This is a genomic window from Undibacter mobilis (assembly GCF_003367195.1).
Lineage (GTDB): Bacteria > Pseudomonadota > Alphaproteobacteria > Rhizobiales > Xanthobacteraceae > Pseudolabrys > Pseudolabrys mobilis.
Map to the genome: position 1 here is coordinate 902568 of NZ_QRGO01000001.1, position 20139 is coordinate 922706.

The 20139-nt window shown below is 62.7% G+C and carries 16 protein-coding genes; 6 read left to right on the top strand and 10 right to left on the bottom strand.

The features are described from left to right. Positions 1-11: 11 nt before the first annotated feature. On the top strand, positions 12-1568 hold the full coding sequence (locus DXH78_RS04215; RefSeq protein ID WP_115515883.1) for a DHA2 family efflux MFS transporter permease subunit: 1557 nt from the start codon (positions 12-14) through the stop codon (positions 1566-1568). A gap of 31 nt (positions 1569-1599) precedes the next feature. Here DXH78_RS04215 and DXH78_RS04220 read toward each other — a convergent pair whose 3' ends face one another. The 5 genes from DXH78_RS04220 to DXH78_RS04240 all read right to left on the bottom strand — a co-directional run bounded on the left by DXH78_RS04220 (position 1600) and on the right by DXH78_RS04240 (position 6950). Then, a complete protein-coding gene (locus DXH78_RS04220) occupies positions 1600-2724 on the bottom strand; it encodes a CaiB/BaiF CoA transferase family protein (RefSeq protein ID WP_115515884.1) in 1125 nt (374 codons plus the stop codon). Positions 2725-2786: 62 nt separating this feature from the next. Further along, positions 2787-3947, bottom strand: a complete 1161-nt coding sequence (locus DXH78_RS04225; RefSeq protein WP_115515885.1) for an acyl-CoA dehydrogenase family protein — start codon at positions 3945-3947, stop codon at positions 2787-2789. Positions 3948-3956: 9 nt separating this feature from the next. Continuing rightward, entirely contained in the window at positions 3957-4829 is an 873-nt protein-coding gene (locus DXH78_RS04230) for a MaoC/PaaZ C-terminal domain-containing protein (protein WP_115515886.1), read from the bottom strand. A gap of 136 nt (positions 4830-4965) precedes the next feature. Then, a complete protein-coding gene (locus DXH78_RS04235) occupies positions 4966-6078 on the bottom strand; it encodes a 5-methyltetrahydropteroyltriglutamate--homocysteine S-methyltransferase (protein WP_115515887.1) in 1113 nt (370 codons plus the stop codon). 110 nt (positions 6079-6188) lie between these two features. Further along, entirely contained in the window at positions 6189-6950 is a 762-nt protein-coding gene (locus DXH78_RS04240; RefSeq protein WP_245416728.1) for a GntR family transcriptional regulator, read from the bottom strand. Between the two features lie 246 nt (positions 6951-7196). On the opposite strand from DXH78_RS04240, the gene ligM reads away from it, so the two are divergent. Further along, the gene (gene ligM, locus DXH78_RS04245; RefSeq protein WP_115515888.1) at positions 7197-8600 is read left to right on the top strand and encodes a vanillate/3-O-methylgallate O-demethylase; all 1404 of its coding nucleotides are present in this window, start codon (positions 7197-7199) and stop codon (positions 8598-8600) included. Between the two features lie 135 nt (positions 8601-8735). On the opposite strand, the gene DXH78_RS04250 is transcribed toward ligM, so the two are convergent. The 5 genes from DXH78_RS04250 to pcaF all read right to left on the bottom strand — a co-directional run bounded on the left by DXH78_RS04250 (position 8736) and on the right by pcaF (position 13972). After that, entirely contained in the window at positions 8736-9578 is an 843-nt protein-coding gene (locus DXH78_RS04250) for a methylenetetrahydrofolate reductase (protein WP_168192698.1), read from the bottom strand. Positions 9579-9619: 41 nt separating this feature from the next. Beyond that, positions 9620-11032, bottom strand: a complete 1413-nt coding sequence (locus DXH78_RS04255) for a hypothetical protein (protein ID WP_115515890.1) — start codon at positions 11030-11032, stop codon at positions 9620-9622. Positions 11033-11409: 377 nt separating this feature from the next. Further along, positions 11410-12021: a protocatechuate 3,4-dioxygenase subunit alpha gene (pcaG, locus tag DXH78_RS04260; protein ID WP_115515891.1), complete on the bottom strand. Its 612-nt coding sequence runs from the start codon at positions 12019-12021 to the stop codon at positions 11410-11412. Between the two features lie 15 nt (positions 12022-12036). After that, complete coding sequence (gene pcaH / locus DXH78_RS04265) at positions 12037-12747, bottom strand: protocatechuate 3,4-dioxygenase subunit beta (protein ID WP_245416729.1); 711 nt, start codon at positions 12745-12747, stop codon at positions 12037-12039. A 19-nt stretch (positions 12748-12766) separates the two neighbouring features. Further along, positions 12767-13972 (bottom strand): 3-oxoadipyl-CoA thiolase, encoded by a 1206-nt coding sequence (pcaF, locus tag DXH78_RS04270; RefSeq protein WP_115515893.1) that lies wholly within the window; start codon positions 13970-13972, stop codon positions 12767-12769. A gap of 310 nt (positions 13973-14282) precedes the next feature. On the opposite strand from pcaF, the gene DXH78_RS04280 reads away from it, so the two are divergent. From DXH78_RS04280 to DXH78_RS04295, 4 genes are all read left to right on the top strand, one after another. Further along, the gene (locus DXH78_RS04280; protein WP_115515895.1) at positions 14283-15491 is read left to right on the top strand and encodes an ABC transporter substrate-binding protein; all 1209 of its coding nucleotides are present in this window, start codon (positions 14283-14285) and stop codon (positions 15489-15491) included. Between the two features lie 91 nt (positions 15492-15582). Continuing rightward, positions 15583-16386 carry a crotonase/enoyl-CoA hydratase family protein gene (locus DXH78_RS04285; RefSeq protein WP_430727467.1) on the top strand — a complete coding sequence of 268 codons (804 nt, stop codon included), beginning with the start codon at positions 15583-15585 and terminating at the stop codon, positions 16384-16386. A 16-nt stretch (positions 16387-16402) separates the two neighbouring features. Continuing rightward, positions 16403-18268 carry a feruloyl-CoA synthase gene (locus DXH78_RS04290; protein ID WP_210209506.1) on the top strand — a complete coding sequence of 622 codons (1866 nt, stop codon included), beginning with the start codon at positions 16403-16405 and terminating at the stop codon, positions 18266-18268. Between the two features lie 2 nt (positions 18269-18270). Next, positions 18271-20130, top strand: a complete 1860-nt coding sequence (locus DXH78_RS04295) for a feruloyl-CoA synthase (protein ID WP_115515898.1) — start codon at positions 18271-18273, stop codon at positions 20128-20130. Positions 20131-20139 lie beyond the last annotated feature (9 nt).

Below are 20139 nucleotides of genomic sequence, written 5' to 3' on the forward strand. Positions count from 1 at the left end.
AGGCGGAAGTCATGAGCGCCCACACAGCACCACTACCGAGCGGCGCGCGACGTCTGCTGATCACGATCTGCGCCATGACCGCGACCATCATGCAGGCGCTCGACACCACGATCGCCAATGTCGCGCTGCCTTACATGCAGGGCTCGTTGTCGGCGTCGCTCGACCAGGTGAACTGGATCCTCACCTCCTACATCGTCGCCGCTGCGATCATGACGGCGCCGGTCGGCTGGTTGGCCGATCGCTTCGGCCGCAAACGCGTATTCATCATCTGCGTTGCCGGTTTCACTCTCGCCTCGCTGTTGTGTGCGCTGGCGCAGAACATCGAACAGATGGTGCTGTTCCGACTGCTGCAAGGCATGGCCGGCGCGGCATTGGTGCCGCTGTCGCAGGCCGTGATGTTGGATTCCTATTCGGTGCAGGAGCGCAGCCAAGCCATGGCGATGTGGGGCATCGGCGTCATGCTCGGCCCCATCATGGGCCCGACCTTGGGTGCGTGGCTCACCGACAATTATTCCTGGCACTGGGTGTTCCTGATCAACCTGCCGATCGGCGTGCTGACCGTGATCGGCATGATCGTGTTCATGGACGACACCCACAAGCAACATCACCTGCGCTTCGACTGGCTAGGCTTCGCCGCGCTGGCCATCGGCATCGGCTCACTGCAACTGCTGCTCGATCGCGGCGAGCAGGTCGGCTGGTTCGAGGCGCGCGAGATCTGGGTTGAGACCATCATCTCGGCGGCGGGCTTCTACTACTTCTTCGCCCATTCGCTGACGACGGACCAGCCGTTCGTGAACTTCGAGATGTTCAAGGACCGCAATTTCCTGTCCGGCGTCATGTTCATGGTCGTGATCGGCGTCGTGCTGTTCGGCACCATGGCGCTGGTGACGCCGTTTATGCAGAACCTGCTCGGCTACCCGATCCAGACCGCCGGCTTCCTGCTCGGCTCACGCGGGGTCGGCACGCTGCTCACAATGATGGTGGCGCCGCGCCTGATGCGGCTGACCGAAACGCGCAATTTGATATTCCTCGGCCTCTTCATCACCGCCGGCACGCTCTACGAGATGACGGGCTGGTCGCTCGATACGCAGCAGCACACCATCGTCATCACCAGCATCATCCAGGGCGTCGGTCTCGGCCTGCTGTTCGTGCCGATCACGTCCGTCGCGTTCCTGACACTGCCGGGACAGATGCGCAACGGCGCCGCAGCCATCACGACGCTGGTGCGCAACATCGGCTCGTCGATCGGCATCTCGATGGTGATCGCAAACCTGACCAGCAAAACGACCTACATGCATGAGCGGCTCGGCTCGAACATCACGCCGTTCAACAGTAATCTGCAATTTCCGGATATTGCCGGCGCCATCAACCTCGGCAGCGACACCGGCAAGGCCCTGCTCGACGGCCTCGTCACGCAGCAGGCGAATATGATCGCCTATCTGAACGACTTCAAATTGCTGATGTTCCTGACCATCGCCGCCATGCCGCTGGTGTTGATGATCGGCTCGACGCGAAAGAGCGGCCCGGCGGCGAAGGACGAAGAGGAAGTCATCCACGCCCTGGATTGACGGCACCACCACAAGCGGAGCGGTGGCCAACCTATTTCCCGGAAAATTCCTTGCGGATCTGTGCGCTGTGTTCGCCGAGCGCGGGAATCGGACCGTACTGGCGTGGCTCTTCAGGCCGAACCGGCGCGGGGGCCGGCGTCGACACCGGACCGGTCGGGGAGCCGATCGTAATGCGCCGCAGATGCGGATGCTGTGATAACAACCCGGTGTCGCTCACGCGGGCAAAGGCGATGTCGGCCGCGGACAGCTTTTCCTCCAGTGTCGCCACATCCATCGCGCCGAACGCAGCCTGCACGCGCGCATCGGTCTCGCCGCGCCGCCGGACCCGTTCGACATTGGTGCCGAACTGCGGATCGGCGGCAAGCGTCGCATCGTCCATGACCGTACTCGCGAGAATGCGCCACTCGCGGTCGTTCTGGATCGAAATGAGGATGTCGGCACCGTCGCGACTTTTGAACACGCCGTAAGGCGCGATCGATGGATGCGCGAGGCCAATGCGCTTCGGAGACTTGCCGCCCTCATGCTGCAGCAGCGGCACCGTCATCCATTCGGCCATCGAATCGAACAGCGACACGCTGATTGCTGCGCCTTCGCCGGTGCGACCGCGCTTGATCAGCGCTTCCAGGATCGCCTGATAGGCGTTCATGCCGGTGGCGATGTCGACCACCGACACGCCGACCCGTGAAGCCGCTTCCGGCCCGCCGGTGATCGACGACAGGCCGCTGTCGGCCTGAATCAGCAGATCGTAAGCCTTGCGCTGCGCGTATGGCCCGGCTTCGCCATAGCCTGAGATCGAGGCGCAGATCAGCTTCGGATAATCCTTGCGCAGGCGCTCGATGGCGAAACCGAGCTTGGCCAGTGCGCCGGGCTTGAGGTTCTGTACGAACACATCCGCCTTCGCCAGCATCGCTTCGAGCAGCGCCTTGTCCTCGGCCTTGGTCAGATCGAGGACCACAGACTCCTTGCCGCGGTTGAGCCACACGAAGTAAGCGCTCTCGCCATGGACGAGGTCATCGTAGCCGCGGGCGAAATCGCCCTCCGGCCGTTCGATCTTGATGACACGCGCGCCAGCATCGGCAAGCTGGCACGTGCACCGCGGCGCGGCCACCGCCTGTTCGACCGAAATGACGAGGATGCCTTCGAGAGGGAGAGACATATGCTTCTCAGCTTTCCAGGACGCGCGCGTTTTCGTGATGCCCTGCCTCCGCGACGAGAGCGTCAGTATGACCGCGGCAGACCCAGCACGTGTTCGGCCAGATACGACAGAATGAGATTGGTCGAGATCGGCGCCACCTGATAGAGCCGCGTTTCACGGAACTTGCGTTCGACATCGTATTCCTCGGCGAAGCCGAAGCCGCCGTGCGTCTGCACGCACATATCGGCGGCGGCCCATGACGCATCCGCGGCGAGGAGCTTTGCCATATTGGCCTCGGCGCCGAGATCCTCGCCCGCTTCGTATTTGCGGCAGGCCTCGTGGACCATGAGTTCGGCGGCGCGCATTTGAGCGTAAGCGCGCGCTATAGGAAATTGAACACCTTGATTCTGGCCGATCGGCCGGCCGAACAGCACGCGCTCCTTGGCGTAATCGCTGGCCTTCTTGATGAACCACTTGGCATCGCCAATGCATTCCGACGCGATCAGAATGCGCTCGGTATTCATGCCCGAGAGGATATAGCGGAAGCCCTTGCCCTCCTCGCCGATGAGATTCTCCGCCGGCACCCGAAGGTCGTCAAAGAAGACCTCGGTGGTGGCGTGGTTCATCATGGTGCGGATCGGCTTGATGGTGATGCTGGCGCCGCGCGCCAGTTTCATGTCCACCAGAAACACCGAAAGGCCCTCGGTGCGCTTCTTTACTTCTTCCTTCGGCGTGGTGCGGGCGAGCAGCAGCATCAGGTCGGAGTGCTCGGCCCGCGAGGTCCAGATCTTCTGGCCGTTGATGACATAGTGATCGCCCTCGCGCCGCGCCGTGGTGCGCAACGACAAAGTATCGGTGCCCGAGGTCGGTTCGGTCACGCCGAACGCCTGCAGTCGCAAATCGCCGCTGGCGATGCCGGGCAAATAGGCTTGCTTCTGCGCCGGCGAGCCGTGCCGCAAGATCGTGCCCATCGTGTACATCTGCGCATGACAGGCGCCGCCGTTGGCGCCGGCAGCATGCACCTCTTCCATGATCGCGGCAGCCGCCGACACCGGCAGGCCACTACCGCCATATTCTTCGGGAATCAGCGCGGCGAGATAACCGGCTTCAGTCAGCGCATTGACGAAGGCGGTCGGATAGGCGCGTTCGCGGTCGAGGTCCCGCCAGTATTCGTTGGGGAACTTGGCGCACAGGGCGCGCACGGATTCGCGGATGTCGGCGTATTTATCCTGCTGCCCGGTCATACGCTTCCTCTACTCTTTTATTTCGGCTCGCCCGTTATTGATGGCGATGACGTCCCGTTCCTTAACACGGGCACGGAAGGCGACAACAGAGCCGTCGCGCCAGATCTCGGTCCGGATGGTTTCGCCAGGAAAGACTGGCGCCGAAAACCGCACCGCCATGGTGGAGAGCCGGGCCGGGTCATAATCGCCCACAGTCTTCAGAAGCGCATGGCCGACGACGCCCATGGTGGCAAGGCCGTGCAGGATCGGCCGCGGAAACCCGGCCTCGCGCGCGAAGGTCGGCTCGGCATGCAACGGATTGCTGTCGCCGGACAAACGGTAAAGCAGCGCCATTTCCGGCCGCGTTGGCAAATCGCAAACGAGATCGGGGGCGCGATCGGGAATGGGATGCGGGGCCGGCGTGTCGCGGCGCACGCTGCCGGAATTGTCGCTGAAGCCGCCGTCGGCGCGGCAGAACGTGGTCTGCTTCAGCGTGGCGAGCAACGTGCCGGTCGCTTTATCGACGACGGTGCGGTCGTGATAGAGCAGCGCGCCCTTGCCCTCGCCTTTGTCGATTACGTCGACGACGCGTTCCTGCCCGATCACCGTTCCATGCGACGGGATCGGCGCGTGCAGGACGATCGTCTCCTCGCCATGGACGATATGGCTCCAGGTCAGACCAAACTCCGGCCGCAGCATCCACGAATAATCAAGACCGAGGACGACAGGGAAAGTCGGCAGAACCTTGAGGTTCTTTTCATAGACGAAGGCGAGCTCATCCTCGCTGGTCGGGTCGTAGCCCAGACCGACCCCCAGCGCGTATAGAATGCAATCCTTCGGGCCGTAGGCATGTTCGACCGCGGGAAGTTGCGCGGCGAGGAGTTTTTCGGCGTTGAGGGGCATGGAAATGCACTCTGCTGTCATACCCGCGAAAGCGGGCATCCAGTAATCGCAAGCGGCGCGATTTATCGCAACACCGGGGTTACTGGATCACCTGCTTCCACGGGTGATGACAGGATGAGTACTAATTGTCCGTGGCTTACTGGCCCCAGACTTCCTTCGACAGATCGACGATCATCTTGAGCTTGGCCCACTGCTCATCCTCGGCCAGCACATTGCCTTCCTCGGTCGAGGCAAAGCCGCACTGCGGCGACAGGGCGAGCTGGTCGAGCGCGACGAACTTGGTCGCCTCGTCGATGCGCTTCTTGATGTCTTCTTTCTTCTCGAGCGTGCCGGACTTCGACGTTACGAGGCCGAGCACCACGATCTTGTTGCCCTTGGGCAGGAAGCGTAGCGGATCGAAGCCGCCGGCGCGGTCAGTGTCGTATTCCAGGAAGTAGCCGTCGTAATTACACTTCTCGAGCAGGCTCTGCGCCACCGGCTCGTAGCCGCCCGACGAGATGAAGGTAGAGCGAAAGTTGCCGCGGCAGACATGGGTGGTGATCACCATGTCGGCGGGTTTGGCTTCCAGCGCCTTGTTGATGCACTTCGTATAGGTGTCCTGCAGGTGATCGACGTCGAGGCCGCGGTCACGCGCCTTCTTGAGTTCGTCCTGCGAGCACAGATAGGCCCAGGCCGTGTCGTCGAACTGCAGATAGCGGCAGCCGGCGGCGTAGAACGCCTTGATCGCCTTCTGATAGGCAACCGCGAGATCGTCGAAAATCGCATCGCGATTCGGATAGGCCGAGGCGGCAACCGAGCCCGGCTCGAGGCGGAAATGCATCACCGTTGGCGACGGGATGGTCATCTTCGGCGTGCGGCTGGTGTTCGCTTTGAGGAACTTGAAATGCTCCAGCATCGGGTGGTTCGGCGCGAAGTCGATCTTCCCGGTGATGCGCAGCACCTTCATCTTGGTCTGCATGCCCTGGAACTGGATGCCGTGATCGGAATCCACGACGTCGACGCCTTCCAGCATGCCGAAGAAATCGTAGTGCCACCACGAGCGGCGGAATTCACCGTCGGTAATGGCGTGAAGGCCGATCTCTTCCTGCTTCTTGATGATCTTGACGATCTCGGCGTCCTCGACCGCCTTGAGCTGAGCGTCGGTGATCTCGCGCTTCTCATGCTTCGCGCGCGCTTCCTTGATCGGCTGGGTGCGCAGGATGGAGCCGACCTGATCGGCCCGGAACGGCGGTTTGGTTCTTTGGGACATACGTTTCCTCCAACAATCGTCGTGGGATTTAGCCCCGCCCACGGCGTCAATTCGGGTGTGCCTTAGCACGGTGAGTGGGCGGCGTCAGCGGTTACGGAACTCGTCTTTGGTCATACGACGGCGCCGCGACGGATCAGGACGACGCCCGGTACCAGATTGCGGGTGCCCTGATTGCCGAGCGCCAATTGCAGATTTCGTTGCGCCAGCCGCGCGTGCTCGCGCATCAGCGCCTCGGCGCGCATGCCTTCGCGATCTTCGATGGCACGCACCACGCAATGGTGATGGTCCTGCGCAATAGTCAGGATGTGGCGCGCCTCGGGAAGCTTGGCCTGAACCATGACAAAGCCCGAGGGCGAGGCGAACGGCAGGTTCGAGACCCGTTCGATCTGGCGCCTGACGACTGGACTGTCGGCGGCCTCCGCCAGCAGCGCATGAAAACGGCCGTTGAGATCGACATATTCGGAGAAGTGATCGACGCTCAGGTCCGGCAATGCGGCGATGTCATCAATCTGCCGCAACACATTCTTCATGTCGCGGATGAGGCCACCGGGCACGCCGCGTTCGGCCGCGATGCGCGCGGCAAAACCCTCGACCATGCCGCGGAGATCGATGGCATCGTAAACGTCGCGCTCGGTAAAGGCCTTGATGGCGAAGCCGCCGGACGGGATCGCTTCGAGAAAACCCTCGTCCTCCAGGCGGACCAGCGCCATGCGGATCGGCGTCCGTGACATACCGAGACGATCGACCAGCGACAGCTCCGATACCCGATCGCCCGGCTTGAGCCCGCCGGACAGGATCAGGTCCCGCAGGGCGAGCTGGGCTTTGACGGTCTGGGACGAGGCGCGGTCGGGCTCGACAATGGGGGTGGGCACAGGTGGGCTCCTTTTTTTCTGCCCAATCCTTGAGGACACTGAAGAGCTTGTTGTATACGAGGCTCGGACCAAATGACAAATCCGGCCTCATTCCGGGACGGATTTTGCAAATTTATATGGTTTTAAGCAAGCGAGATCGAGCGGCTGTATACCGGCGGACTTTTTCGGCCCTGTACTGAGACCGTAGAAGGCCTCGCCCGACTGCTCGCAATCAAACGAAACACAAGCCCGCGGGAGTGAGACGATATGGCGAAAAATCTGGAAGAGAAGATCAAGGAGAGCGGCGAGATCGTGTCGATGATGCGGAATTCGCAGATCGGCGCCTATGTCTACCCGGTCGTCGCTCCCGAATTCACCAACTGGCGTGACGAGCAGGGCGCCTGGCGCGACACCTGCGTTTTGTTCGACCAGTCGCACCACATGGTCAATCTGTTCGTCGAAGGACCGGATACCGTCAAGCTGCTGTCCTACCTGTCGACCAACTCGTTCAAGAATTTCAACGTCGATCAGGCCAAGCAGTTTGCGCCCGTAACGCCCTACGGTCATGTCATCGGCGACGGCATCCTGTTCTATCTCGCCGAAAACAGCATGGTCTATGTCGGCCGCAACCCGGCCGCCAACTGGATCGAATTTCACGCCAAGACCGGCGGCTACAACGTCAAGACCACTTATGACGACCGCTCGCCGTCGCGCCCGATGGGCAAGCCGGTGACCCGCAGCTTCTATCGCTATCAGATCCAGGGCCCGAAAGCCCAGGACGTGATCAAGAAGCTCAACGGCGGCACGATGCCGGACATCAAGTTCTTCCGCATGGGCTACATCACCATTGCCGGCCGCAAGGTTCGCGCCCTGCGTCATGGCATGGCCGGCGCGCCGGGCCTTGAAGTCTGGGGCCCTTACGCCGAGGGCGACGACATCCGCAACGCCATCCTCGAAGCCGGCAAGGAATTCGGCATTGTGCCGGTCGGCTCGCGTGCCTACGCCACCAACACGCTGGAGTCTGGCTGGATCCCCTCGCCCGTGCCGGCGATCTACACCGGCGACAAGCTCAAGGCCTATCGCGAGTGGCTGCCGCTTTCGAGCTACGAAGCCAACGCCGCGCTCGGCGGCAGCTTCGTCTCGAAAAATATCGAGGACTATTACACGACGCCGTACGAGCTCGGTTACAACACCTTCACCAAATTCGACCACGACTTCATCGGCTCGGACGCGCTCAAGGCGATGGAAGGCAAAAACAAGCGCAAGAAGGTAACCTTTGCCTGGGAGAACAAGGACGTCGAGCGCATCTGGGCTTCGCAGCTCGCGCCCGCCGGCGAGAACTACAAGTTCATCGACCTGCCGCTGTCAAACTATGCCTCGTCGTCCTACGACGCAGTAATGAACGGCGGCAAGGTGGCCGGCGCCTCGATGTTCTCGGGCTATTCCTACAACGAGCGCAAGATGCTGTCGCTCGGCTGGGTCGAGGAAGAGTTCTCCAAGCCCGGCACCGAGCTAACGTTGGTGTGGGGCGAAGAGAACGGCGGCACCAAGAAGACCACCGTGGAGCGCCACAAGCAGACCGAGGTCAAGGTGATCGTTTCGCCGACGCCGTATTCGGCCGTGGTGCGCGAGGGCTACGAAGGCAAGTGGCGCCACCAGGCGGCGGAATAAGCACCGCTACGCGATCGCCGGACAAAAATGGCGCGGCACTCGAAAGGTGCCGCGCCGTTTGCTTGTGGCGAATTTGTTTCTCGTTATTTCGGATCCGCGGGCTGAAGGCCCGCAGCCCCGGCAGGACAGCCTGGCTTACGCCGCCGCGATTTCCTTCCCAGCCATCGCCGAACCGTACTCGGCCGTGGCGACAAGGTTGCCGAAGGTGAAATAGTGCGGCTGCACGTCGCCGACGGTCGCCTGCTCGGCGTTGAGCGCCTCGATGATGCGATCCGGGCCGACATTGCCGATCAACGCGCTGGCCGCGCCAGACATCAGGCCCTTCAACGAGGTGCCGACGCCACATCGCTTGGCGAAACGGAGCAGTGCCGGCACGCTGGTCGGGCCGACCATGCCGACGCTGACGGGTTGGGTAATGCCGGTGGCGCGCAGCTTCTTCAGCCAGGCGACAATGTCATCCGGCGAAAACGAGAACTGGCTGACGAGGCGCACCTCGAGCCCTTGCGCGACCGCCGCAGCGATCTTCTCGTCGAGCGAGGCGGCCAGGCGATCCGCGGGAATGGCCGGATGGCCTTCCGGATAAGCGGCGATGCCGATCTTCTCGATGCCGGCGTCGCGCAGCTTGCCCTTCTGGATCACCGCCAGTGCATCGGCGAACGGACCGACCGGATCGATGTCCCCGCCGATCACCAGCAGGCGGCGCACATCCGCTTCGGCATGCAGGCGTGCGAGGCGTTCCTGAAGCATCGCGACGCTCGGCAGCCGTCGCGCCGCGACATGGACGACCGGCTCAAGCCCTTTGCTGCGCGCATGAGCGGCGGCGGCGACCAGCTCATCCTCGGTCTGAGTCGGCACCGCGGTAATGTAGAACTCGGTGCCCTTCGGCACCGCCGCGGCGACGGCATCAATTTCGGCGGGCTTCGGCCGGGTCGTTTCGATCGAGAACCGGCGCGCGACGGTGGCGGACGCCGCTTTCATGTGCATGTTCACGTTCAATCCGTTTCGGTTGCGCGCCGCGATTACTGGCGGCGGCGCGAGATGACAAAGGATTCGTCGTAGAACCACAGGCCGCCGCGCTGCTGCAGCACCTCGCGCGTGGCGTCGACATAGCGTCGGTCGGAATTGATGTCCGACAGGCGATCGTCCTCCACTTGCGCGACATAGACCGCAGCATTCCAGGCCGCGAGCAAGGTCGAGGTGCCGATCGATGACGACACTTCCGACGGCAGCGTGTGCATGTCGTAGCGGAACAGCGAGCGCTGGTCTGAGTAGACATTGAAATTGAGATCGCGACCGGCCGAGCCGAGCTCCAGCTTGGTCTCCTTCAGGAGATCGTGGCGGCTGTGCATGAACGGGTTATCGTCAGGCCAGACCTTGTGAATAATCTCCATGCCGGGATCATTGCCATAAGACTGGATGGTGATCATGCGGCCGCCAGGACCGAGCGCGCGGGCGAGCGGGGCAAGAACGCGCTTGGCCTTGAACTCCAGCGAAGCACGGGCACGATAAGGCTGCGAGGCTATGACGAGATCGTAATCGGCATGCGAGCCGCCCGGCTTCGGGATCACCTGATCCAGCATGAAGCGGTGGTCGTTGCGATACAGTACCAGCACGACCGGCCGCTCGTAGACGGGATTGCCGCTGGTCGGCGATACCTTGGCCTTCCATGACTCGGCGAGGAACGGCTCGAGCGCGGTGATCTGCTCCTCGAAGGAATGCGCCGTGTTGCCGTCGAGCGCCACTTCCTTCCACACCATCGATGTCGCGGCCGACAGCGACTTGGCTGCAAGCCACGGCGCATCGGCGTAAGCAAGGTTGGTCAGGACGACGACCGTGGAGGGATGCTCCATGAAGCGGTCGGGCATCTTCTGCAAAGCGAGGCGCACGTCCTCGAGGCTGATTTCCTTGCCGACAATCTGGAACGGCATGGTCGGAAACTTGTGGTGCATCGAACGCATCACGCGCGTCAGCACCGTGCCATCGCCGACGCCGGCGTCGAACACCCGCACCGCCGGCGGGCGCGGATGGATGTTGTCAAGCTCCAGCGAGACGCGCTGCGCTACTTCCCATTTTTCGCTGCAGGTGTTCACGAACAGCAGATATTTCTGGCGATTATCGAAGAAGCGGAAGTTGCGCTGCGGATCGTCATTGTTGACTTGCGCGGAGGCCATTGGCGGCGCCTGCATTCTGATAACGGGAAGCGATTGAGCCGACGGCGCGTCGATGAGCAGGCGGCGCCGCGCCGTGTTGCCATCGCTGCCATGCGCCATGAAGGAGCGGATGCGGTCGAGCGTGTCGGTGGTGATACGGCCGCCATTGCGCAGGCGGCTGGCGAGCTTGCCGTCGTTGACGGCGCGGCGTCCGAATGTGGATTCGGCCAGACCGCGCTGACGGCAGAACTCAGCGATCTCCTGGAGGATGACCTCGTTCATCGGCGTTTCCCTTCAAGCGGCGGCCCTTGCCGGGCGCGCATGGCCGCTCATTTCTTGTCGTTTCCGGTGCGGCTCGATCGGCCGCTTGAGCGCCAGCCAAACAAACCGGGACGCACAACGTCAACGAAAAAATCGATAGAAAAAAGTTGGGCAAACATAGTGGGCGAAGCAACGCGCCGTAAATATATGTTTTATATCAGATAGATGATGAAATTACGTGCAACGGTAACTTTTTATCTCGACTGACAGTGGGCAGATTGCCCGTTTTCTCTAGCCAAAAATGGGCAAAGGTGGGCGCCACAATCGCGGCCACCAAAAAGGCGGGCACATGAAGTGCCCGCCCGATACAACACGGCAATAAGCGCCGCGTGGCGCTCTCAGACTTCGAAGAACACCGTTTCGTTGTCGCCCTGCATGTGGACGTTGAAACGGTAGACCGGGGGATCCCCCGCCTCTTTATGGGCAATCAAGGTGCCGCGGCGCTCCGCCGGCACCAGATTGAGTACCGGGTCGGCGGCATTGACGGTCTCGTCCGAGAAGTACAGCCGCGTGTAAACCTGCCGCAGCATGCCTCGCGAGAAGATGGCGACCACGATGTGCGGCGCCTGGTCCTTGCCGCCGGGGCCCGGCACCGCGCCCGGCTTGATGGTGTCAAACACGAACAAACCGGCCTTGTCGGTCGCCGAACGGCCGAAGCCCTTGAACTGGCTGTTGGGCAACGCGCGGGTGTCGCGCGCCGCAGCGTAACGCCCCTGCGCGTCGGCCTGCCAGATTTCGATCATGCAATCGTTGATCGGCGCGTTGTCGGCGTCGAACACGGTGCCGACGATACGGATGCGCGTGCCGGAGGCGTCAGGCGTGACAAGATTCGACTCGACGGAGTTCTTCCAACTGTAGTGGCCGTTCGGATCCCAGTTGCAGCGGCCCACCGGGGTGAGGCCATAAGCGAAGAACGGACCGACGGTCTGCGACGGCGTGATTTCGGACATGGGTGCGCGCTCTTCTTAATGGTGATCGTCGTTGTCGAGCGGGGTGGCCTCGCGGCCGCGCAGCACGATGTCGAATTTGAACGCCAATGCCCAGTCCGGCACGGTATTTTCCAGGTCGAAGGACGCCACCATGCGGTTGCGCGCCTTTTCATCCGTCACCGAATTGAAGATCGGGTCGTAGGGGAACAGATAGTCGCCCGGGAAATACATCTGGGTGACAAGGCGCGACACGAAAGAGTGGCCGAACACCGAGAAGTGGATGTGGTTCGGGCGCCAGGCGTTGTGGTGATTGCCCCACGGATAGGCGCCAGGCTTCACGGTGATGAACTTGTAGTAGCCGTTGTCGTCGGTAATCGTGCGGCCCGCACCGGTGAAGTTCGGGTCGAGCGGCGCCGGATGCTGATCGACATTGTGAACGTAACGGCCGCAGGCATTGGCCTGCCACAGCTCGACCAGCGCGCTCTTTACCGGCCGCTTGTCCTCGTCGAGCACCTGACCGTGAACAATGATGCGCTCGCCAAGCGGTTCGCCGGCGTGCTGCTTGGTCAGATCGTTATCGCCTTCCTGCACCGCATTGTGGCCATAGACGGGGCCGGTCAATTCGGACAGCGTATGCGGAATGATCATTAGCGGCTTGGTCGGCGAACGCTTGAGCGTGCTCTTGTAATTCGGCGTGAGATGTTTCGGGAAGCTCTCGAGACTCTTGGTCGGATAAATCAGCGCCACCTTGGTGATCCCCTCTCGATTAAACGCGCTCGATCGCCAGAGACACACCCTGACCGACACCGACACACATGGTGGCGAGCGCGAGCTTTCCAGCCTTTTCCTCCAGAGCATGCGCCGCCGTCAATGCCAGGCGCGCGCCGGACATGCCGAGCGGATGGCCAAGCGCAATGGCACCGCCATGCGGATTGACATGTTCGGCATCGTCGGGAAGTCCCAATTGACGCATGCAGGCAAGCGATTGCGAGGCAAAAGCTTCGTTGAGTTCGATGATATCGTAATCGCTAATCTTATGGCCGAGCCGCGCCATCAACTTCTGCGTCGACGGCACGGGGCCGATGCCCATCACGCGCGGTGGGACGGCAGCCGACGCCATGCCCAGAATGCGCGCACGCGGGGTGAGGCCATGTGCCTTCACCGCGGCGGCCGATGCAAGGATCAGCGCTGCCGCACCGTCATTGACGCCGGAGGCATTGCCAGCCGTCACAGTGCCGGGATTGCGAAATGGCGTCTTGAGTTTGGCCAGTTGTTCGAGCGTGGTTTCGGGGCGCGGATGCTCGTCCTTGTCGAACTTCACGATGTCACCCTTGCGGCCCGCGATCTCGACCGCAACGATCTCCTTGTCGAAATAACCCGACGCCATCGCCTTGCCGGCCTTCTGCTGTGAGCGCCAGGCGAAAGCGTCCTGGTCGGCGCGCGACACTTGATAGTCGGTAGCGACGTTCTCGCCGGTCTCCGGCATGGAATCGACGCCGTATTGCGCCTTCATCAGTGGGTTGATGAAACGCCAGCCGATGGTGGTGTCGTAAATCTCCGCCGCACGGGAGAATGCTTCCGTCGCCTTGCCCTGCACGAAGGGCGCGCGGGTCATCGACTCGACGCCGCCGGCAATAGCGAACTCCATCTCGCCGGCGCGGATGGCACGGGCGACATCGCCCACCGCGTTGAGGCCCGAGGCGCAAAGGCGGTTCACGGTCGCGCCCGGCACGGAGACCGGTAGCCCCGCGAGCAGCGCCGCCATGCGCGCGACGTTGCGGTTGTCCTCGCCGGCCTGATTGGCGCAGCCCAGCACGACTTCTTCGAGCTTTTCCCAATCCGCCTTCGCATTGCGGGCCATCAGCGCCTTGATCGGAATGGCGGCGAGATCGTCGGTGCGCACCTTGGCGAGCGAGCCGGCGTAACGGCCGATCGGTGTGCGAACCGCGTCGCAGATGAAGACGTCTTGCATGGTCAATTCCCTCATATGTCGTGCCTTGCAAAGGCGGCCGCGGTTTTAGGCTTCACCTCCGGCACGGTCAAACACCGGTCGGGCGATCCCGCCATGCCGCTCCGCACACCGGCGCGTGGGCAGACATCCCGTTTCGGCCCCATCGTGCGGGCTAAACGCCTTGTTCGGCCGATCTCGCAGTTGCGAAAGAGCCGGAAGATATAATTGTTGTCCTGGACAACAATATTGACCGGAGGCCGGTCCCCTGCCAGCATCCGGTTGCGGCGACCCAAACAACAATTTCGCCGTCTTACCCCTCGGGAGGGACCCCATGCTGAAAGCGATCAAGATCGCCACCGTATTCGGCGTTCTGGCTGCGGCGCCCGCGCTGGCTGAACAGAACGGCACCCTGCGCATCGGCGTCATGAATGACATGTCGAGCGTTTATTCCGACTTCCAGGGCCCGGGCTCAGTGCTCGCGGCGCAAATGGCGGTCGAAGACTTCAACAAGACATCGAAGCGGAAGGTCGAAGTGATCTCCGCCGATCACCAGAACAAGCCGGACATCGGCGCCGGCATCGCGCGCCGCTGGTTCGACACCGAGGGCGTCGACATGGTCGTCGACCTGCCAAACTCGGCCGTCGCACTCGCGGTCTCCGATATCGGCCGTGAGAAGAACAAGGTTGTGATCGGCTCCGGCGCCGGCACCGCGCTGCTCACCGGCGCGAAATGTTCGCCAAACTTCGTCCATTGGACCTACGACACCTGGGCATTCGGCCACGGCACCGCGAAGGGCGTGCTATCGCAAGGCGCCAAGACGTTCTTCTTTATCACCGCCGACTACGCCTTTGGTCATGACCTCGAGAAGCAGGCCTCTGATGAGATCAACGCTTCGGGTGGCAAGATCGTCGGTGCCATCCGCCTGCCGCTCGGCACCAACGACTTCTCGTCAGCCCTGCTGCAGGCCCAGGCCTCCAAGGCCGACGTGATCCTGCTCGCTAATGCCGGCGGCGACACCGTCAACACCATCAAGCAAGCCGCCGACTTCAAGATCGGCGAGAAACAGAAAGTCGTCGCGCTGATCTTCGACCTGCAGAGCGTGCCGGCGATCGGCCTTGCGACCGCCCAGGGCCTGCAGGCCATCAACGCCTGGTACTGGGACCAGAGCGACGGCGCGCGCGATTTCGCCAAGCGCTACGCCGCGCGCCACAACAAGAAAATGTATCCGAACCACATGCAGGCCGGTGTCTATTCGGCGACGCTCGCCTACCTCAAGGCTGTCGATAAGGCGGGTTCGCCGGCCGACGGCAAGGCTGTGGTCGATGCCATGAAGGCAACGCCGGCCGACGAGCCGGTCTACGGCAAGGTCGAAATCCGGCCCGACGGCCGCGCCATCCACCCGCTCGTATTGCTGCAGGTGAAGGCGCCCGCCGACTCGAAGAGCGAGTGGGATGTGTTCAAGATCGTCGGCACTATCCCGACCGACAAGGCGTTCCGCCCGCTCAATGAAGGCGGCTGCCCGCTGGTCAAGGCCAATTGATCCAAGAACTGCGGACGCACAGGTCCATCGCAACCGATACGCCGCTGCCGCACCCCGGCAGCGGCGGTATTCGCAATCAAGGAGCGAGCGCGTGAATTCGAACCGAGTGCCCTTCGCCAGCCTGCCGCCGTCGCTCACCGCCGAGCGGCAAGGTCCGGTTGCGATTCTCAAGCTCAACCGCCCGCAGAAGCGCAACGCGCTCGACGACGGCACCGTGATCGGCATCGACGCGTTCTTCGCGGCGTTGCCGGACGACATCCGCGCCGTCGTAATCGCCGGCGAGGGCGAGCATTTCTGCGCCGGTCTCGATTTGTCGGAGTTGCAGGAGCGCAATATCCACGAGGGCATTACCCATTCCGCTCTCTGGCACCGCGCCTTCGAGAAGATCCAGTTCGGCAAGGTGCCGGTAATCGCCGTTCTGCATGGCGCCGTTGTCGGCGGCGGACTCGAACTCGCCTCCTCCGCGCATATTCGCGTCGCCGACCGCTCCACCTATTACGGCCTGCCCGAAGGCAGCCGCGGCATCTATGTCGGCGGTGGCGGCTCGGTGCGCATACCCCGCCTGATCGGCGTCGCGCGCATGATGGACATGATGCTGACCGGCCGCACTTATTCCGCGGAGGACGGCCAGATCATGGGGCTCTCCACCTACCTGACAGAATCCGGGGAAGGTCTCGCCAAGGGCATTGAACTCGCGCAACGCATCGCCACCAACACACCGATGACGAATTTCGCCATTACCCATGCGCTGCCGCGCATCGCCGAGGCCGCGCCCGCGACCGGCTTCGCCATGGAGTCGCTGATCTCATCCATCGCGCAGGCCGATCCGGAAGCAAAGAACCGCCTGACGGCCTTTCTCGAAGGCCGTGCCGGCAAAGTGAAGCGCCCCGACTAGAGGACAGGCCGTGCCGGTGACAAAGCCTCTTACGTCTCCGCCTGCTCCATTGCGCGCCGTGCAGCTCGGCGCGCTGGATGCTGTCGTCGATCGTCGGCCCGATGGCACCATCTACCTCCGCAGCCGGCAGGCGCTAGAGAATTTTCACGACACCATCGGGCAGTCGCTCGAACACTGGGCCAGAGTCGCGCCCGATCGCGTCTATCTGGCGCAGCGCGGCACCGACGGAAACTGGCGCAAGCTCACTTACGCCGAGACGCTCGACCAAGTTAAGCGCATCGGCGCGGCGCTGCTGCGCCGCGGACTGTCGACGGACAGACCGATCGTCATTCTTTCAGGAAACGACATCGAGCATGCGCTGCTTGGCCTTGCCGCGATGATGGTCGGCATCCCCTACGCGCCGATTTCGCCGGCCTATTCGCTGATGTCGAGCGACTTCGGCAAACTGCGCATGATCATCGAGCTGTTGACGCCCGGCATGGTGTTCGCTGCCGACGGCATGGCGTTCGGCCGCGCGCTCTACGCCACCGTGCCGGACAACATCGAACTCGTCGTGACGAAAAATCCGTTGGGAGACCGGCCGACGACCTTGTTCGCCGATCTCATGGGTGCCGATGACGCGGGCGGCATCGCGGCGGCCCGCGCGCAAGTCGGGCCCGACACCATCGCCAAATTCCTGTTCACCTCGGGCTCGACCGGCACGCCGAAGGCGGTGATCAACACCCACCGCATGCTCAGCTCCAATCAGGCGATGCTGCGCGGCAACCTGCCTTTCGTGAAAGACGAGCCGCCGGTCATCGTCGACTGGCTGCCGTGGAGCCACACCTTCGGCTCCAACCACAATTTCAATCTGGTGCTGGTGAACGGCGGCTCGTTCTACATCGACGACGGCAATCCGACGCCGCCCGGCGTGCCGAAGACAGCACGCAATCTGCGCGACATCGCCCCGACCATCTATTTCAACGTGCCCAAGGGCTTTGAGGCGCTGATTCCGCATTTCCGCGCCGACGAGGCGCTGCGCCGCAACTTCTTCAGCCGGCTGAACGTCTTGTTCTATGCCGGCGCCGGTCTCAATCAGGCCACCTATGACGAGATGAACGACATCGCAGTGGACACGACCGGCGAGCGCGTCATCTTCATTTCCTCGCTCGGCTCCACCGAAACCGCCCCGGCAGCTTTGGCTTGCACCTGGGATTTCGGGCGCCCCGGCAATATCGGCCTGCCGTGCCGCGGCGTCGAACTCAAACTGGTGCCGAACGAGGGCAAGCTGGAGGCGCGGCTGCGTGGTCCGCACATCACGCCCGGCTACTGGCGGCACCGCGAACACACCGAAGGCGCGTTCGACGAAGAAGGCTTCTACAAGCTCGGCGACGCGCTCAAGTTCGCCGACCCGAACGATCCCGATAAAGGCCTGCTGTTCGACGGCCGCATCGCTGAAGACTACAAGCTCTCGACCGGCACTTGGGTCAGCGTCGGGCCGCTGCGCGGCCGTTTCGTCGATCACTTTGCGCCCTATGTGCGCGATGTGGTGCTGGCCGGCGCCGACCGCGACTATATCGCAGCGCTGGTATTTCCTGACGTCGAGGCCTGCCGCAAGCTCGCCGGCCTCGGACCCGACGCGACGCCGGCCGAGATCGTCGCCGCACCGACCGTGCGCCTGTTGTTCGCCGAGCAGCTTTTTGCGCTGGCGGCAGACAGCAAAGGCTCGTCGACACGCGTCGAGCGCATCATTCTGATGGCGGAGCCGCCGTCGATGGACAAAGGCGAAGCCACCGACAAAGGCTCGATCAACCAGCGCGCGGTGCTCGGTACCCGCGCCGCGCTGGTCGAGGAGCTTTATGCCGAAACGGCATCGCCGAACGTGATCCGGAGCGATAGTTGACCATGAACATCTCCGCACCCCTGCAAACGGCGAAGACCCGCGCCGTGAGGCTCGGGCCGCAGGCGGTCGATATCGAACGCCGCGTCGATGGCTCAATGATTCTGCGCTCGCCGGACCAACTCGGGCCTTATCCAACCGAGATGACCGAGCGTCTGGAATACTGGGCGAGACATACGCCCGATCGCGTCTTCATGGCGCAGCGGGCCGGCAAAGGCGACGACGGCTGGCGCACCATCACCTATGCGCAGGCGCTCGATCACGCCCGCCGCATCGGCACGGCGCTGCTCAAATACAATCTCTCCGCCGAGCGGCCGATCGTCATCCTGTCCGGCAACGACCTCGAACATGCAATGCTAGGCCTGGCCGCGATCTATGTCGGCGTCGCTTATGCGCCGATCTCGCCGGCCTATTCGCTGGTCAGCCAAGATTTCGCGCGGCTGAAATCGATTTTCGAGTTGATCACGCCCGGCCTCGTTTTCGCCGCCGACGGCAAAGCCTTCGCCCGCGCCATCGACACCATCGTGCCAAAGGATGTGCCGGTGGTGGTGACGCGCAACCCGATCGAAGGCCGCACGACCTTGTTCTCGGCGCTGAGCGCCGAACCTACCGCTGCAGTCGATGCCGCGCACGACAAGGTCGGGCCGGACACCATCGCCAAGTTCCTGTTCACCTCGGGTTCCACCGGCACTCCGAAATGCGTGATCAATACGCAGCGCATGTTGTGCGCCAACCAGGTGATGCTGCGGCAGAGTCTTGCTTACTTTCAGGACGAGCCGCCGATCATTCTGGATTGGGCGCCATGGCATCACACGGCCGGCGGCAATCACGATGTCGGCCTGGTGCTTTATAACGGCGGTACATTCTATATCGACGAGGGCAAGCCGCTACCCGGCGCCATCGACGAGACCGTGCGCAACCTGCGCGAGATCGCTTCGACCTGGTACTTCACGGTGCCGAAGGGTTACGAGGCGCTGCTGCCTCATCTGCGCGCCGATGCCGAACTGCGCCGCATGTTCTTCAGCAAGGTGAAGGTGTTGTGGTTCGCCGGCGCGGGTCTGGCACAACATGTGTTTGACGAGATCAATGCGCTGGCGGTCGAGACTTGCGGCGAGCGCGTACAGTTCCTCACCGGCTTTGGCTCGACCGAAACCGCGCCCTGCGCACTGGCGCGCACATTCTATCACCCGAACTCGACCAATATGGGCCTGCCCGTGGCCGGGCTCGAACTCAAGCTGGTGCCCACCGAAGGCAAACTGGAAGCACGCGTGCGTGGGCCCAACATCACACCGGGCTACTGGCGCCAGCCGGAATACACGAAGAACGCCTTCGACGACGAAGGCTTCTACAAGCTCGGCGACACCTTCAAATTCGCCGACCCGGACGATCCGACGCAAGGCCTGTTGTTCGACGGCCGCATCGCCGAGGATTTCAAGCTGTCGTCCGGCACCTGGGTCAATGTCGGACCACTGCGAGCGCAGTTCATCGACGCCTTCAAGCCCTTCGTGCGCGATGTGGTGTTTGCCGGTCTCGACCGCGATTATCTCGCGGCACTTGTGTTTCCCGACGTCGACGCCTGCCGCAAGATCCTGCATCGCGCGCCAGACACGCCGGCCGATCAGATCGTGCAGCATTACGACGTGCAGCAACATTTTGCCGCGATGCTGGCCAAGATGGTCGCCGCCTCGACCGGCTCGTCGAACCGCGTCCAGCGCATCATGCTGATGACCGAGCCGCCGTCGATGGATACCGGCGAGATGACCGACAAGGGCTCGATCAACCAGCGTGCCGTGCTGAAGAATCGCGCCGATCTCGTTGAAGAGCTTTATGCCGACGCGGTATCTCCGCGCGTGATCCGCTTTTAAGGGAGTGAG

Bases quoted from the DNA above. Each gene is read 5' to 3' on its own strand.
- DXH78_RS04215 (WP_115515883.1), top strand. From the start codon at position 12: ATGAGCGCCCACACAGCACCACTACCGAGCGGCGCGCGACGTCTGCTG.
- DXH78_RS04220 (WP_115515884.1), bottom strand. From the start codon at position 2,724: ATGTCTCTCCCTCTCGAAGGCATCCTCGTCATTTCGGTCGAACAGGCG.
- DXH78_RS04225 (WP_115515885.1), bottom strand. From the start codon at position 3,947: ATGACCGGGCAGCAGGATAAATACGCCGACATCCGCGAATCCGTGCGC.
- DXH78_RS04230 (WP_115515886.1), bottom strand. From the start codon at position 4,829: ATGCCCCTCAACGCCGAAAAACTCCTCGCCGCGCAACTTCCCGCGGTC.
- DXH78_RS04235 (WP_115515887.1), bottom strand. From the start codon at position 6,078: ATGTCCCAAAGAACCAAACCGCCGTTCCGGGCCGATCAGGTCGGCTCC.
- ligM (WP_115515888.1), top strand. From the start codon at position 7,197: ATGGCGAAAAATCTGGAAGAGAAGATCAAGGAGAGCGGCGAGATCGTG.
- DXH78_RS04250 (WP_168192698.1), bottom strand. From the start codon at position 9,578: ATGAAAGCGGCGTCCGCCACCGTCGCGCGCCGGTTCTCGATCGAAACG.
- DXH78_RS04255 (WP_115515890.1), bottom strand. From the start codon at position 11,032: ATGAACGAGGTCATCCTCCAGGAGATCGCTGAGTTCTGCCGTCAGCGC.
- pcaG (WP_115515891.1), bottom strand. From the start codon at position 12,021: ATGTCCGAAATCACGCCGTCGCAGACCGTCGGTCCGTTCTTCGCTTAT.
- pcaF (WP_115515893.1), bottom strand. From the start codon at position 13,972: ATGCAAGACGTCTTCATCTGCGACGCGGTTCGCACACCGATCGGCCGT.
- DXH78_RS04280 (WP_115515895.1), top strand. From the start codon at position 14,283: ATGCTGAAAGCGATCAAGATCGCCACCGTATTCGGCGTTCTGGCTGCG.
- DXH78_RS04295 (WP_115515898.1), top strand. From the start codon at position 18,271: ATGAACATCTCCGCACCCCTGCAAACGGCGAAGACCCGCGCCGTGAGG.